Source organism: Streptomyces sp. NPDC030799 (genome assembly GCF_055572255.1).
Map to the genome: position 1 here is coordinate 284,650 of NZ_JBVIDS010000006.1, position 12,566 is coordinate 297,215.

General features: G+C 69.5%; 12 protein-coding genes. 6 read left to right on the forward strand and 6 right to left on the reverse strand.

Translation table 11 applies throughout. The annotated features are described in order from the left end of the window. Positions 1-113: 113 nt before the first annotated feature. Together ACZ41I_RS17445 and ACZ41I_RS17450 are read right to left on the reverse strand one after the other, a co-directional pair. Positions 114-755, reverse strand: a complete 642-nt coding sequence (locus ACZ41I_RS17445; RefSeq protein ID WP_363216036.1) for a DUF6758 family protein — start codon at positions 753-755, stop codon at positions 114-116. 221 nt (positions 756-976) lie between these two features. Beyond that, the gene (locus tag ACZ41I_RS17450) at positions 977-1,561 is read right to left on the reverse strand and encodes a suppressor of fused domain protein (RefSeq protein ID WP_363216035.1); all 585 of its coding nucleotides are present in this window, start codon (positions 1,559-1,561) and stop codon (positions 977-979) included. A gap of 499 nt (positions 1,562-2,060) precedes the next feature. Between ACZ41I_RS17450 and ACZ41I_RS17455 the strand changes: the two genes are divergently transcribed. Next, positions 2,061-3,191, forward strand: coding sequence for a magnesium and cobalt transport protein CorA (locus tag ACZ41I_RS17455; RefSeq protein ID WP_468514505.1), 1,131 nt, complete (start codon positions 2,061-2,063; stop codon positions 3,189-3,191). Positions 3,192-3,215: 24 nt separating this feature from the next. Next, entirely contained in the window at positions 3,216-3,731 is a 516-nt protein-coding gene (locus tag ACZ41I_RS17460) for a hypothetical protein (protein WP_363216033.1), read from the forward strand. A gap of 103 nt (positions 3,732-3,834) precedes the next feature. Here the strand turns inward: ACZ41I_RS17460 and ACZ41I_RS17465 are convergent, their stop codons facing one another. Continuing rightward, on the reverse strand, positions 3,835-4,584 hold the full coding sequence (locus ACZ41I_RS17465; protein ID WP_363216032.1) for a hypothetical protein: 750 nt from the start codon (positions 4,582-4,584) through the stop codon (positions 3,835-3,837). A 225-nt stretch (positions 4,585-4,809) separates the two neighbouring features. On the opposite strand from ACZ41I_RS17465, the gene ACZ41I_RS17470 reads away from it, so the two are divergent. From ACZ41I_RS17470 to ACZ41I_RS17480, 3 genes are read left to right on the forward strand one after another with little or no spacing between them, the layout of a single operon-like run. Next, the gene (locus ACZ41I_RS17470) at positions 4,810-6,099 is read left to right on the forward strand and encodes a magnesium transporter MgtE N-terminal domain-containing protein (RefSeq protein ID WP_363216031.1); all 1,290 of its coding nucleotides are present in this window, start codon (positions 4,810-4,812) and stop codon (positions 6,097-6,099) included. After that, positions 6,089-6,703 carry a DUF1003 domain-containing protein gene (locus ACZ41I_RS17475; protein WP_363216030.1) on the forward strand — a complete coding sequence of 205 codons (615 nt, stop codon included), beginning with the start codon at positions 6,089-6,091 and terminating at the stop codon, positions 6,701-6,703. The genes ACZ41I_RS17470 and ACZ41I_RS17475 overlap by 11 nt, the downstream gene beginning before the upstream one ends. Positions 6,704-6,746: 43 nt before the next feature. Next, complete coding sequence (locus tag ACZ41I_RS17480) at positions 6,747-7,880, forward strand: Mrp/NBP35 family ATP-binding protein (protein WP_363216029.1); 1,134 nt, start codon at positions 6,747-6,749, stop codon at positions 7,878-7,880. Between the two features lie 64 nt (positions 7,881-7,944). On the opposite strand, the gene ACZ41I_RS17485 is transcribed toward ACZ41I_RS17480, so the two are convergent. After that, positions 7,945-8,343, reverse strand: a complete 399-nt coding sequence (locus tag ACZ41I_RS17485; protein WP_468514506.1) for a hypothetical protein — start codon at positions 8,341-8,343, stop codon at positions 7,945-7,947. Positions 8,344-8,524: 181 nt separating this feature from the next. Here ACZ41I_RS17485 and ACZ41I_RS17490 point away from each other — a divergent pair, with 181 nt between their 5' ends. Further along, positions 8,525-11,137, forward strand: a complete 2,613-nt coding sequence (locus ACZ41I_RS17490; RefSeq protein WP_468514507.1) for a DUF6185 family protein — start codon at positions 8,525-8,527, stop codon at positions 11,135-11,137. A gap of 50 nt (positions 11,138-11,187) precedes the next feature. Here ACZ41I_RS17490 and ACZ41I_RS17495 read toward each other — a convergent pair whose 3' ends face one another. Both ACZ41I_RS17495 and ACZ41I_RS17500 read right to left on the reverse strand, forming a co-directional pair. After that, entirely contained in the window at positions 11,188-11,853 is a 666-nt protein-coding gene (locus tag ACZ41I_RS17495) for a hypothetical protein (protein WP_468514508.1), read from the reverse strand. Between the two features lie 253 nt (positions 11,854-12,106). Continuing rightward, entirely contained in the window at positions 12,107-12,544 is a 438-nt protein-coding gene (locus ACZ41I_RS17500) for a sec-independent translocase (protein ID WP_399764293.1), read from the reverse strand. Between the last annotated feature and the right edge of the window lie 22 nt (positions 12,545-12,566).

Sequence of the window (12,566 nt, forward strand, 5' to 3'; positions counted from 1 at the left end):
CGCAACCACTCAGCGCCCCCTACTGCACCCCCCTGGGGGCGCGGGGAACTGCGCGACAAGCCACAACGCACCCGCACCCGCCGACGAGAAAGCTCCCGGCACCCCGGTGGGCGCTACGGCCGAAGCAAGCGCGGCGACAACGCTCCGCAGGGCACCAGATCCAGCTCCGCCCCCGCGTCCCGCAGATCCGTCAGCACCAGCTCGTCGTACATGAGCAGCGCGGACTGCTCGGGCCACATCACCGCCCACAGCCACATCCCGAGGGCCTCGCCGGCGAAGACCGCGCGGTCGTCCGGGGTGCGGTAGACGTGCCAGAGCGGGGTCGGGCGGCCGGCGGCCAGGACCTTGGCCTGGGGCGGCTTCTCGATGTTCATGTACGACCCCGGGTCCGGGCCGTCGATGCCCGCGTACCGCGCGCCGAGACCGACACCGAGTTCCTCGGCGACCAGGATCAGCTCCCCGGGGCCGCCGAGCGGGCCGGGTCCGGAGCAGGCCACGGCGGTCGCGCGGCCGCCGCTGCGGTCGTCGCCGGCGTAGGCCACGCCCGTGAAGAGCCAGCCGACCGGCAGCGGCCAGGGCATCCACAGCGGGACGTGCGTGCGGTGCACGACGGCACCGAGGGCTTCGACGCTGGGCGGGATCACGGGCTGCAGCGGATACACCGTGCCGTGCACATCACACTGCCACGCATCGGCGAAGAGACCGGGAGCCCTGACCCGGCCACCACACCGCGGGCAACTGGGTTCGCCCCTCATAGGGCTCCACGGTCCTACCCCTGCCCGCCCACGTCAAGGACGATCACCCGTCCGGAGGGAACACGGTGGCGGCGGCCACGGCGGTGGTCGTCGTACGGCACCGGGCGCCCGCCCGGAAGGCGCAGGGACCGGCGCCGAGGCACGCCGTCGAGGACGGGGCCGGCGTCCTTGCCAACTGACCGCACCCCGGCGTCACTTGGTGAGGTTGCTCACGCCGACGCCTACTCCAGCGGGACGGACCTGCGGGCGGGGTCGCGCAGGTCCGTCCCGTTCGCGAGCCACCGCTCCTGGAGGGCCTGGGCGCCGTGCACCCGCTTCCAGGCGGCCTCGTTCGGGGTCATCGGCAGCAGCGGCAGGAACCGTACGGGCTCCATCGGGTCGTCCAGCTCCAGGTCCTCCACCAGGCCGCCGGGCTCGCCCACCAGGACCGAGGTGAAGGGGGCGCCGGGCCACAGCGGGTCACCCACGTCCAGGGAGCCGCCCGGGGCCACGATCAGCCCCTCCACCTGCGGTGACGCGGCCAGCACGGCGAGCGGACGGAGCACCTTGTCGGTGTCGGCGACACCTGCGCGGACGGAGAGGACCAGCTCGGCGCGAGGGCCCTTGACCGGGTCGGCGAGCGTCGCGGTGGGATCGGTCATGGGGTGCGCGGACATACCGAGGGTGGCGTACCGCACGACGTCCCCCTCCTGGAACCGGAGCACCTCGATGCGGTCCGTGCCGAGGAAGGTGACGGCGGCGCGCGCGTCCGGTTCGCCCAGCGCGGTGGTCAACCGTGCCTCGACCAGAGGAAGAACATCAACCATGCGGTGAGCATAGAACTCGTCAGTAGCGGGCAAAGCGGCGCCTTGACACATCGGGCGGCTGCTACGCTGAGCCGGTGGTTCGGGACAGCACGTAGAAGCGTCGCTATCGAGTCCCGACGCCGATGAGACTCCCTTACGAGGGACCGGCCGGAGGAGGTGGGGCTGTCATGGATCGAAGTCGACCGTGCAGTACCACTCGCTCTTCCGCCCGTTGATCGCCCGTTGATGTAGTCACTGGCTGTTTTCTGGCTGGCTGCTGCCGCCTTCCCGTGCGCGTTGCCCTTCGGAAGAGCACCTCGTTTCGCTTTGCCCTGATCGTCTGATCACCCGATCTGCCTGATCGAATCAGTTCTGCATCAGTAGCGAAGTCGCCACCGCGACGGTGCGGTGCTCCCCGCTTTGTGGACGTGCCAAACATCCGCAGTGAAAACGTCCTCATTCCGGGTAGTTCCACCCGTCGCCGGCGGTCTTTCGTTGCCTGTCGCGAAGGAGCCTGCCCATGTCGATGATCCGCGACCTGCGCGCCGTGGTCCGTCCGTCCCGTGTCTCGCTGCGCAAGCCCGCGGGCGTGTCCAGCCCGTCGTACGACACCACCCGCGACCCCGCCACGCCCTCGGCCGTCGTGGACTGCGCCGTCTACCGCGACGGTGCCCGTGTCGCGAGCGCCAAGCCGCTCACCCCGCACGAGGCGATGCGGCTGGTGCGGCGCGACGGCGGGTTCGTGTGGATCGGGCTGCACGAGCCGACCGAGGCCGAATTCGCCGGTATCGCGAGCGAGTTCGGGCTGCACCCGCTGGCCGTCGAGGACGCGGTGCAGGCGCACCAGCGGCCCAAGCTGGAGCGGTACGACGACTCGCTCTTCACCGTCTTCAAGACCATCCACTACGTCGAGCACGACCGGCTCACCGCCAACAGCGAGGTCGTCGAGACGGGTGAGGTCATGTGCTTCACCGGCCGGGACTTCTTCATCACCGTGCGGCACGGCGGTCAGGGCTCGCTCAGGGCACTGCGCCACCGCCTGCAGGACGACCCGGATCTGCTCGCCAAGGGCCCCTCGGCGGTGCTGCACGCGATCGCCGACCATGTCGTGGACGGCTACATCGCGGTCGCCGACGCGGTGCAGGACGACATCGACGAGGTGGAGACCGAGGTGTTCTCGCCGGGCCGCAAGGGCGGGGTGTCCCGGGGTGTGGACTCGGCGCGGATCTACCAACTCAAGCGTGAGGTGCTGGAGTTCAAGCGGGCAGTGGCGCCCCTGCTGCGGCCGATGCAGCTGCTGAGCGAGCGGCCGATGCGGCTGATCGACCCGGACATCCAGAAGTACTTCCGAGACGTCGCCGACCACCTCGCCCGGGTCCAGGAGCAGGTACTGGGCTTCGACGAACTCCTCAACTCCATCCTCCAGGCCAACCTGGCGCAGGCGTCCGTGGCGCAGAACGAGGACATGCGCAAGATCACCGCCTGGGCGGCGATCATCGCCGTACCGACGATGGTGTGCGGGGTCTACGGCATGAACTTCACGTACATGCCCGAGCTGCACTGGAAGTACGGCTACCCGGTGATCATGGGCATCACGGTCGTCATCTGTCTCGGCATCCACCGCACGCTCAAGCGCAACGGCTGGCTGTGAGCGGGCGCTGGATAGGCTGGGCGCATGACAAGCGAGCTGCTCGACCGGGCCCTCATCGAGGAGGCCGCCAAGAAGTCCGGCCTCATCTGGGTCAGGGGCGCCGGTGCCCCGGCCGCGCGTGCCCTGTGGCACGTCTGGCACGAGGGCGCGGTGTGCCTGGTCGGTGACGGACCCGGTGAGCAGCCGCTGGAGGGGCTGGCCGACGGGGGTTCCGCCGAGGTGACCGTGCGCAGCAAGGACAAGGGCGGCCGGCTGGTGACGTTCCCGGCGACCGTGTCCGAGCTGCCGCCCGGCTCCGCCGAGTGGGAGGCGGCGGTCGCCGAGCTGAAGGGCAAGCGTCTGAACGCCCCCGACGGCGAGGAGATGCCGGCCCGCTGGTCCCGCGAGTGCCGGGTGCTGCGCCTGGCTCCGGCGGGGGCGGTGGCGCCGTTGCCCGACGGCAGCCTGGCCGAGCCTCCGGTTGCGACTGCGGCGACCACGCGGATGCCCGTCCCTGCGGGGCTGCCGAAGTTGCTGGCGAAGCGGCGGAAGGGAAAGTGACGCGAGGGGCTGGGCGCGGTTCGGCACCGCCGCTCGGCACCGTCGTGGTTGATCACCGTTGCGGCGGACATGAGCCGTCGGCGCTGCGGAGAGTCGCCGGTGCTCAGGACGTCGGCAGCTGCCTGCCGTAGTCCACCGTCTCTCCCTTCGCGGGCTCGGCCACGGCGAAGTCCTTGCCCCAGTCGGAGAAGGTGAGCGTGCCCGCGCCGCCGGCCCGGACCAGGCGGAGGGGATACGGCTGTCCCTGGAGGGAGACGTCCAGCGTGCCGCCGGAGCCCTTGTCGCCGGTGATGCGGATGGTGCGGGTACCCGCATCGTCGTGGTGGCCGTCCGTCGCCAGTGTGCCGTGCAGTGTCAGCAGCCCGTCGAGGAGGACGTCCTTGTCCGTGAAACCGCTGAACTTCCTGTACGCGGGGTCGCCCTGCGGCACCTTCACGTACTTGCCGTTCAGCTTCCCCGCCGCGCCGTCCCCGTCGCCCTTGCCGTCGGCCTGGTTCCAGAAGCCCGCGTCGGCCTTCAGATACAGCTGCTTCCCGACCCTGAGCAGCTTGAAGGTCGCTCCCTTCGAGGTCACCGACCCGGTGCCGCCGTCGGCCTTCAGCTGCATGTCCAGCTCGTACGTCCGCCCGCTGGTGACGACGGTCCCGGACAGCCGTACCGCCGGCGCCCCCTGGGCGGCAGCCCGTGTCTTCGCCTGGATCCGGTCGGCGGGCAGCTTGCCCACACCGTTCGTCCCCGCGTCCGGATCGCCGCCACCGCACCCGGTCAGCACCGCCGTCCCCGTCACAGCGAAGGCGCACAACGCGGTCACCCGCGCGGCCCGGCGGGCGCGGCCCAGGGGAATCGCAGTCACAGGTGGGGTCGCCTTTCTGACGGTTCCAGAGCGGAGTACCGCAGCGTACCGGTGCCCGGGCCGCCCGGCGGAGCCAGTCCGTCCGGACTCCCCACCAGGGCGTATCCGAGCAGTACGGGCTAGCCTGAAGCGCACCCGAGCGGGCAAATCCGAGCAATTCACAAAGAAAGCGGAACACCCGATCAAAGGGCGATTCCCAGGCACGTCAGCAGAGGAAGCACAGTCATGGCAGCCGGCGCCCCCCGGATCTTCGTCTCGCATCTCGCCGGGGTCCCCGTCTTCGACCCGAGCGGCGACCAGGTGGGCCGGGTCCGCGATCTGGTCGTGATGCTGCGCGTGGGCCGCAGGCCCCCGCGGCTGCTCGGGCTGGTCGTCGAACTGGCCACCCGGCGCCGTATCTTCCTGCCCATGACCCGGATCACCGGCGTCGAGTCCGGGCAGGTCATCACCACCGGCGTGATGAACGTCCGGCGCTTCGAGCAGCGGCCCACCGAGCGGCTGGTCTTCGGCGAGCTGCTGGACCGCCGCGTGCGGCTGGCGGAGACCGGCGAGGAGGTCACCGTCCTCGACGTGTCCGTGCAGCAGCTGCCCGCCCGTCGCGACTGGGAGGTCGACCGCGTCTTCGTCCGCAAGGGCCGCAAGGCGACCGCCTTCCGGCGGGCCAGGGGAGAGACGCTGACCGTCGAGTGGTCCGCCGTCACCGGGTTCTCACTGGAGGAGCACGGGCAGGGCGCCGAGAGCCTGCTCGCCACCTTCGAGCAGCTGCGCCCGGCCGACCTCGCCAACGTCCTGCACCACCTCTCCCCCAAACGGCGCGCCGAGGTCGCCGCCGCGCTCGACGACGACCGCCTGGCCGACGTACTCGAAGAACTCCCCGAGGACGACCAGATCGAGATCCTCGGCAAGCTGAAGGAGGAGCGCGCGGCGGACGTCCTGGAGGCCATGGACCCCGACGACGCGGCCGACCTGCTCTCCGAGCTGCCCGAGGAGGACAAGGAACGGCTGCTGAGCCTGATGCAGCCGTCCGACGCGGCCGACATGCGCCGCCTGATGTCGTACGAGGAGCACACGGCCGGCGGTCTGATGACCACCGAGCCGATCGTGCTGCGCCCGGACGCCACGGTCGCCGACGCGCTCGCCCGGGTCCGCAACCCCGACCTCTCCCCCGCCCTCGCCGCCCAGGTCTACGTCTGCCGGCCACCCGACGAGACCCCGACCGGCAAGTACCTGGGCACCGTCCACTTCCAGCGGCTGCTGCGCGACCCCCCGTACACGCTGGTCAGCTCGCTCGTGGACGAGGACCTGCAGACCCTGGCCCCGGACGCCGCACTGCCCGTCATCGCCGGGTTCTTCGCCACGTACGACATGGTGGCCGCGCCCGTGGTGGACGAGTCCGGGTCGCTGCTGGGCGCGGTGACCGTGGACGACGTACTGGACCACATGCTGCCGGAGGACTGGCGGGAGACCGAGTTCCATCTGGACGAGGGAGAGGGGGCGGCCGCACATGGCTCCTGAGCGTGAGAGCACCCGTGAGCGCAGCACCCCGGCGGGCGCCACGGCCGCCGGCCGGCCCCGCGCGCCCCGTCTGGACCAGCCGCGCCCGCCGCGCCACCGGTTCCTGCCCGAGTGGGACCCGGAGGCCTTCGGCCGGCTGTCGGAGCGCATCGCCCGCTTCCTGGGCACGGGACGCTTCATCGTCTGGATGACGGTCGTCATCATCGCGTGGGTGGTGTGGAACGTCGTCGCGCCCCGCGACCTGCGCTTCGACGAATACCCCTTCATCTTCCTGACCCTGATGCTCTCCCTGCAGGCCTCCTACGCTGCCCCGCTGATCCTGCTCGCGCAGAACAGGCAGGACGACCGCGACCGGGTCAACCTGGAGCAGGACCGCAAGCAGAACGAGCGGTCCATCGCCGACACCGAGTACCTGACCCGGGAGGTCGCCGCGCTGCGCATGGGCCTGGGCGAGGTGGCCACCCGCGACTGGATCCGCTCGGAGCTGCAGGACCTGGTCAAGGAGTTGGAGGAGCGCCGCCGTCACGACGGGCACCCCGGCCATATCGTATTCCCGGCAGAACGGACAGAACGCCCCCCGGGACGTGACACAGACGACCGCTGAGGGGCATCCCTCAGGTCCCTCGGCGCGCCGTACCATCGTCCTTATGGCTACGGAAGACGCGGTGCGCGAGGCACTGGCGACGGTGAACGACCCCGAGATCCACCGACCCATCACCGAGCTGGGGATGGTCAAATCGGTGGAGATCGGCGCGGACGGAGCGGTCGCGGTCACCGTCTATCTGACGGTCTCCGGCTGCCCCATGCGCGACACCATCACCCAGCGCGTCACCGAGGCGGTCTCCCGGGTCGAGGGCGTCACCCGCGTCGACGTCACGCTCGACGTCATGAGCGACGAACAGCGCAAGGAGCTGGCGACGGCCCTGCGCGGCGGCCAGGCCGAACGCGAGGTCCCCTTCGCCAAGCCCGGCAACCTCACCCGTGTCTACGCGGTCGCCTCCGGCAAGGGCGGCGTCGGCAAGTCCTCGGTGACGGTCAACCTGGCGGCGGCGATGGCTGCCGACGGCCTGAAGGTCGGCGTGGTCGACGCCGACATCTACGGCCACTCGGTGCCGCGCATGCTGGGCGCGGACGGCCGTCCCACCCAGGTCGAGAACATGATCATGCCGCCGTCGGCGAACGGCGTGAAGGTCATCTCCATCGGCATGTTCACCCCGGGCAACGCCCCGGTCGTCTGGCGCGGACCGATGCTGCACCGCGCCCTGCAGCAGTTCCTGGCGGACGTCTACTGGGGCGACCTGGACGTCCTGCTCCTGGACCTCCCGCCCGGCACCGGCGACATCGCCATCTCGATCGCCCAGCTGATCCCGAACGCCGAGATCCTGGTCGTGACGACCCCGCAGCAGGCAGCGGCGGAGGTGGCCGAGCGGGCCGGCTCCATCGCGGTCCAGACCCATCAGAAGATCGTCGGCGTGGTCGAGAACATGTCCGGCCTGCCCTGCCCGCACTGCGGCGAGATGGTCGACGTCTTCGGCACAGGCGGCGGCCAGCTGGTCGCCGACGGCCTGACCCGCACGACGGGCACCTCGGTTCCCGTCCTCGGCTCGATCCCGATCGACGTGCGCCTGCGCGAGGGCGGCGACGAGGGCAAGCCGGTGGTCCTGACCGACCCGGACTCCCCGGCGGGCTCTGCGCTGCGCGCGATCGCGGGCAAGCTGGGCGGGCGGCAGCGAGGGTTGTCGGGGTTGTCGCTGGGGATCACGCCGAAGAACAAGTTCTGACCGGTACGACGGAGAGGCGCCGACTTCTACGAGCGGCACCCCTGGCCGTCCTGGCGCTCGGCCCCTAGCCTTCCTCGTCCTCGCGCCCCGGGCACAGGTCGAGCGTGGTACACAGCATGATCTCCTGACAGGGGCCTGCTTCGCGGGCCCCGCCCGGCTCGCGTTCGGCATGCGGCACGAACCGCCACTGCGATGCCTTGGCGTGCCGTGTCCGGTCCGCCTTCTCCACATGAGCGTGGAGCGTGCGGGCCTCTGGGTCGTTCGTCTCGACCAGCACCTCATCCGCAGCGAGCGGGAAGTGGTCGTGCAGCAGGCACAGGCCGAAACGGTTCAGATTCCCGTGCTTGGCCAGTACCGCCACCAGGTCCTTGACGAACTCGGCGTCCTGGGGCCCCAGTCCTTCGGCCTCCTCGAAGCGGGGAAGCGAATTTCGAAGGAGGGCGCCCGCCTTGGTGTCGGTCATGGGTCCTCCGTCAATCGGCTGACGGTCACCGGCTTCCATTGTCGACCGCCGACCCGGCCCGTGCAAATGCCACTGGCACGCCCCCAATGGGGTGTGAGTCAGGGGGCCCGCCGTGTGTCCGTGCATGACATGTACAACACCTTGCCTAGATTCACCGGGGACAGGGAGAGGTGTCGGCCCGATGGTGATGACTCGGCGGTGGCGGCTGCTGTCGTTTTTGGTGCTGGTGGCATGCCTGTGGGGGTGCGGCACGGCTGGGGCGGCACAGCGGAATGCCGGTGCTGACTGTCACTCTGACGGCCTCAGGGGCAGCGCGGTTCACGCCACGCTCCGGTTGCAGCAGCACAAGCGCGCCCACCCTCAGGTCACTTCTGATTTCACGGTGGACGTGCCCAGGAAGTGGCCACTGGCCACGCATCTGACATTCAGTGAGAACTCTCCGGAATACCGCCAGGCGATGCGATGTCTGTTGCGCGGGGACGAGGCTCCCGGATTGCGGACCGAATGGCACCACGACCCCACGGTGAAGGCCACCGCCGCCTCGGTCGAGGTGCACTACGTCGCGGTCGACTGGATCACCTCGGACAAAACCATCCTGGTAGGCCCTTGGCAGATCGTTCCCCAAGGCAAGAAGTGGGTGTTCTGTCTCCGGCCGCCGACGCTTCGGACGACCCGATGGAAAGACATCGAGGCCGATCTGGGTGGTCTCAATTTCAACGACGTCTCGGAACAGGCGTCGTCCACCACCGAGAACACCCTGGTGTGGCAGAACCAGCTCCCCGAGCAGGTCAGGGGCGAGGTCGTACTGTCCCAGCAGCGCACCTTGGCACTCTTCCTCAGCCGGTCGTCCTGGAGCACGGCAGGCATTGCCGCATGGTGGGTGTCCGCCTCGATCCTGCTGGCTCTGGCCGCGCTCCGCGCCAGGCGCCCCGAAACAGCCACCGCGCAGGGGACGGCCGGACAACCCTCGGGTGCGGTGGTGCCCCAGCGACCGACAGGTCAGGCCGAGAACTCCGGCCAACAGGGCGAAGCAAGCCTTCCGAAGACGCTGCTGCAGTGGGCCCTGCTCAGCGCGGCGGTCGCCCTGACGCTGCGGCTGCTCCTCTCACAGCAGCAGCTGTCAAACCGGTGGCACGCCCTTCTCTGCATCCCCGCAGGCCTGGCCCTGGTTTTCGCCGCCCGCCCGTGGGGCCGCCATGCGCCACCGGCCGCGCCCGGCGCCGTACCTGACGAGTCGGCACGCCCAGAAGACGTCCAGCGTCGCCAGGCGCGCGCTGTCGTCTCAGCTGTCTGTTCGGTTGCGGGCATCGGCTTGCTGGTGGTCCTGGCCCATGATGCCTTCGGGCTTCCTGAGGACCTGCAGCCGAAGACGGCAACCGCCTTGGGGCGCGCGGGGCTCGTCCTGCTCGGCCTGGCGACCATGTGGTTGTGGTTGGCCGCGATGGCCGCCTGGGCATGGCGTTTCGCACGCGAAGGAGGACTGCTGCGCGGGCGCTGGGCCGCGCGGTGGGAAAAGGATCCGGCCCAGTGCGTCGCCGCCGTCGGTTGCCTGCTGGCGGGCGTCGCCGTGGCTCTGCTCGCATGGGCCTGGTGGGTGAACGAGCAACGGTGGCTGCGGATCAGCTGGCTTGTCGAGCGCAATGACTCGGCCGACTACAGCAAATCCGTGAACAACGTCTTGGCGAAATTCTTCTTCACCGACCTGACTTGGCTTTCCGCCTACAGCTGGGTATTGACAGGCATCGCACTGCTGGCCCTGCTGCACTTCCGCAACAGGCCACGCCAGGCACACGGCCGTCGCCGATACGAACGCTTCTCCCGGGGGCCTGACAAATCGGACCTCCTGCTGATCGTCTTGATGTTCGTCTTCTTCGTCCAGCTCAGGGCCACGAACTTCGTCGGCGCCAGCGCACTGTACGGCGTCTGGCTGCCACTGAACATTGTTTCCTTTTACATCGTTCTCGCCATGGGGCGCCGATGGTCCGTAATGAGCCAGCTGGGAGACCGTTTCTGCGTGCAGAGGCTGGGCACCGAGAAACACCGGCGCGAATTGATGGCCAAGGCCCACGAATACCGCAACGTGAACCACCAGATGTACCTGCTGAACCAGGGGCACGCAGGCGCGGTCACCTGCGAGCAACTGGAAGACCAGCTGCGCCGGCTCCGTCAGTGGCTGGTCGCCGCGTGCGCCAGAGGGAATCCGCCGGAGCAGATTTCGGTGCTGGACGTCGCCCTGGCCTGGGGACCGGAGGGACATTGGTGGTCCAACGCGACACGCGCGGCACGTCTCGCATTCTGGTTCGGAACGCCGGCCACTGCGCTCCTTGTCTATTTTCAGTTGCAGGACTTCTATACCCAGGAGCAAGCCCTCTACGGCCCCACCGGCCTGCCGGACTTCATCGCCAACCTGATTCTCTATCAGTTGGCGTGGGGGGCCGCCGGCTTCACCCTCGGAGCGCTGTGGCGTCTGCTGCCCGGACGCCGGAGCCAGGCCCGGGCATGGGTGCTCACCATTGCCTACGGCATCCCCGGATTGATGGCCGCTGCGGTGATCAAGCTCACGGACGAAGATCCCGGTCAGCTCATCCTGTACACCGTGCTCCTGCTCAGCGTCCTGACGCTCACCAGCATCTGGATGGACATGGCGACCTTCCGGGAGGAGCGGCAGTACTGGGCGAGCCCGTTCGCCCTGCTGGTGTCGATCTACCAGCTGCGCGGCCTGTCAGGTCAGATCGCCTGGCTCTTGGTCCAGCTCGTTGCCGCAGCGACGCTTTACCGCAACCTGAAACACTGAGCAGGCACAACCGGCAGGGCCAGGGAGCGGTAGCACCCGGGCCCCGCCCGCTACGCGTACGCGGCGAGGTCCTTGATCACGGAGAACCCCAGCCCGTACGCGCTCATCCCCCGCCCGTACGCGCCGAGGTGCACCCCCGCCTCGGTCGTCCCGGCCAGCACCCATCCGAACTGCGACTCCCGGTAGTAGAACGAGGCCGCCGCCCCGTCCACCGGCAGGGAGAGCTTGGACCACTCCGGGCCCTCAAGATCGTCGGCCAGGGCCCACGCGGTCTCCGTCTGCTGGTCCAGCCAGTCGTCGCGCAGGGTGTGGTCCATCTGCCCGGGCCAGGTGAAGGACAGCAGCCCCACCCCGGCCAGCCATGCGGCCGAGGAGACCGAGGTGGCCTCCAGCAGCCCCGTACCGTCGGCGCTCCTGCGGGACGGGTGCGCGGCGACGGTGACGACCACCGCGAACTTCTCCCGGGGCTCACCGGCCGAGCCGGCCTCGCCCCGTACGGTGGGCTCGTCCCCGTGCCCGATCGAACCGTGCTCGACGGCACCGTCGGCCGCCATGCCGACCTGCATCAGCCAGCGCGGCCCGGTGAACGCATCGTCGAGGCCGTACCACGGAAAGGACGCCCGCAGGTAACCGTCGGCCGTACGCCACGCGGAGGCGAGCTGCTGCGCACCCTCCGCGGCCGGCATCTGCGCGCCCACCCGACTCGTCGTGTCCATCTGCCCGGACGCCTCCTCGCTCTCGTCGGACCGGGGCGGCCCGCCCCCCTTCGGGCGTACTCCTCCGGTCCGCACAACAACTCGGCAGCATATCCACCCCGGTGAGAGCCGCAGGGCAGGCGCTGGATGCGTGGGTCGCACGAACGGCCTGTTCAGGCCGTGTGCGACGGGTATGTGCTATGAAACGCGTCACGTGCGCGGCGTGCGCCCGCTTGCGCGTGTCGACGTAGCCGGGCCGGCCCGGCCGCTCCGGCTACGTGGCGTCCGCGTCGAAGGGCGGCCGCTCGTCCTTGCCGAGTTCCTCGGGTTTCTTGGTCATGTCGATGCGCCCACCGGACGACGCAGAAGCAGCAAAGGAAGAATCGGTGTCCCGGCCGTTGACGGCGTCCGTGACCTCGGCCATCTCCTTCTTCAGGTCGAACCCGTTGCGGATCTCCTTCAGCCCCAGCTCGTCATTGTCCAGCTGCTTGCGGATGAACGTCTTGGGGTTGAGGTCCTCGAACTCGAAGTCCTTGAACTCGGGGCCCAGTTCGCTGCGGATGTCCTGCTTGGCGCTCTCCGAGAACTCGCGGATCTTCCGGATCGTGCGCGTCACGTCCTGGATGACCTTCGGGAGCTTGTCCGGACCGAAGACGAGCACGGCGAGCACAATGATCGTCACCAGCTCCAGTGGCCCTATGTCATTGAACACCTGACGCTCCTTGCGATGTCCT

Bases quoted from the DNA above. Each gene is read 5' to 3' on its own strand.
- ACZ41I_RS17460 (WP_363216033.1), top strand. From the start codon at position 3,216: ATGACAAGCGAGCTGCTCGACCGGGCCCTCATCGAGGAGGCCGCCAAG.
- ACZ41I_RS17480 (WP_363216029.1), top strand. From the start codon at position 6,747: ATGGCTACGGAAGACGCGGTGCGCGAGGCACTGGCGACGGTGAACGAC.
- ACZ41I_RS17490 (WP_468514507.1), top strand. From the start codon at position 8,525: ATGGTGATGACTCGGCGGTGGCGGCTGCTGTCGTTTTTGGTGCTGGTG.
- ACZ41I_RS17485 (WP_468514506.1), bottom strand. From the start codon at position 8,343: ATGACCGACACCAAGGCGGGCGCCCTCCTTCGAAATTCGCTTCCCCGC.
- ACZ41I_RS17445 (WP_363216036.1), bottom strand. From the start codon at position 755: ATGAGGGGCGAACCCAGTTGCCCGCGGTGTGGTGGCCGGGTCAGGGCT.
- ACZ41I_RS17495 (WP_468514508.1), bottom strand. From the start codon at position 11,853: ATGGACACGACGAGTCGGGTGGGCGCGCAGATGCCGGCCGCGGAGGGT.
- ACZ41I_RS17455 (WP_468514505.1), top strand. From the start codon at position 2,061: ATGTCGATGATCCGCGACCTGCGCGCCGTGGTCCGTCCGTCCCGTGTC.
- ACZ41I_RS17470 (WP_363216031.1), top strand. From the start codon at position 4,810: ATGGCAGCCGGCGCCCCCCGGATCTTCGTCTCGCATCTCGCCGGGGTC.
- ACZ41I_RS17450 (WP_363216035.1), bottom strand. From the start codon at position 1,561: ATGGTTGATGTTCTTCCTCTGGTCGAGGCACGGTTGACCACCGCGCTG.
- ACZ41I_RS17475 (WP_363216030.1), top strand. From the start codon at position 6,089: ATGGCTCCTGAGCGTGAGAGCACCCGTGAGCGCAGCACCCCGGCGGGC.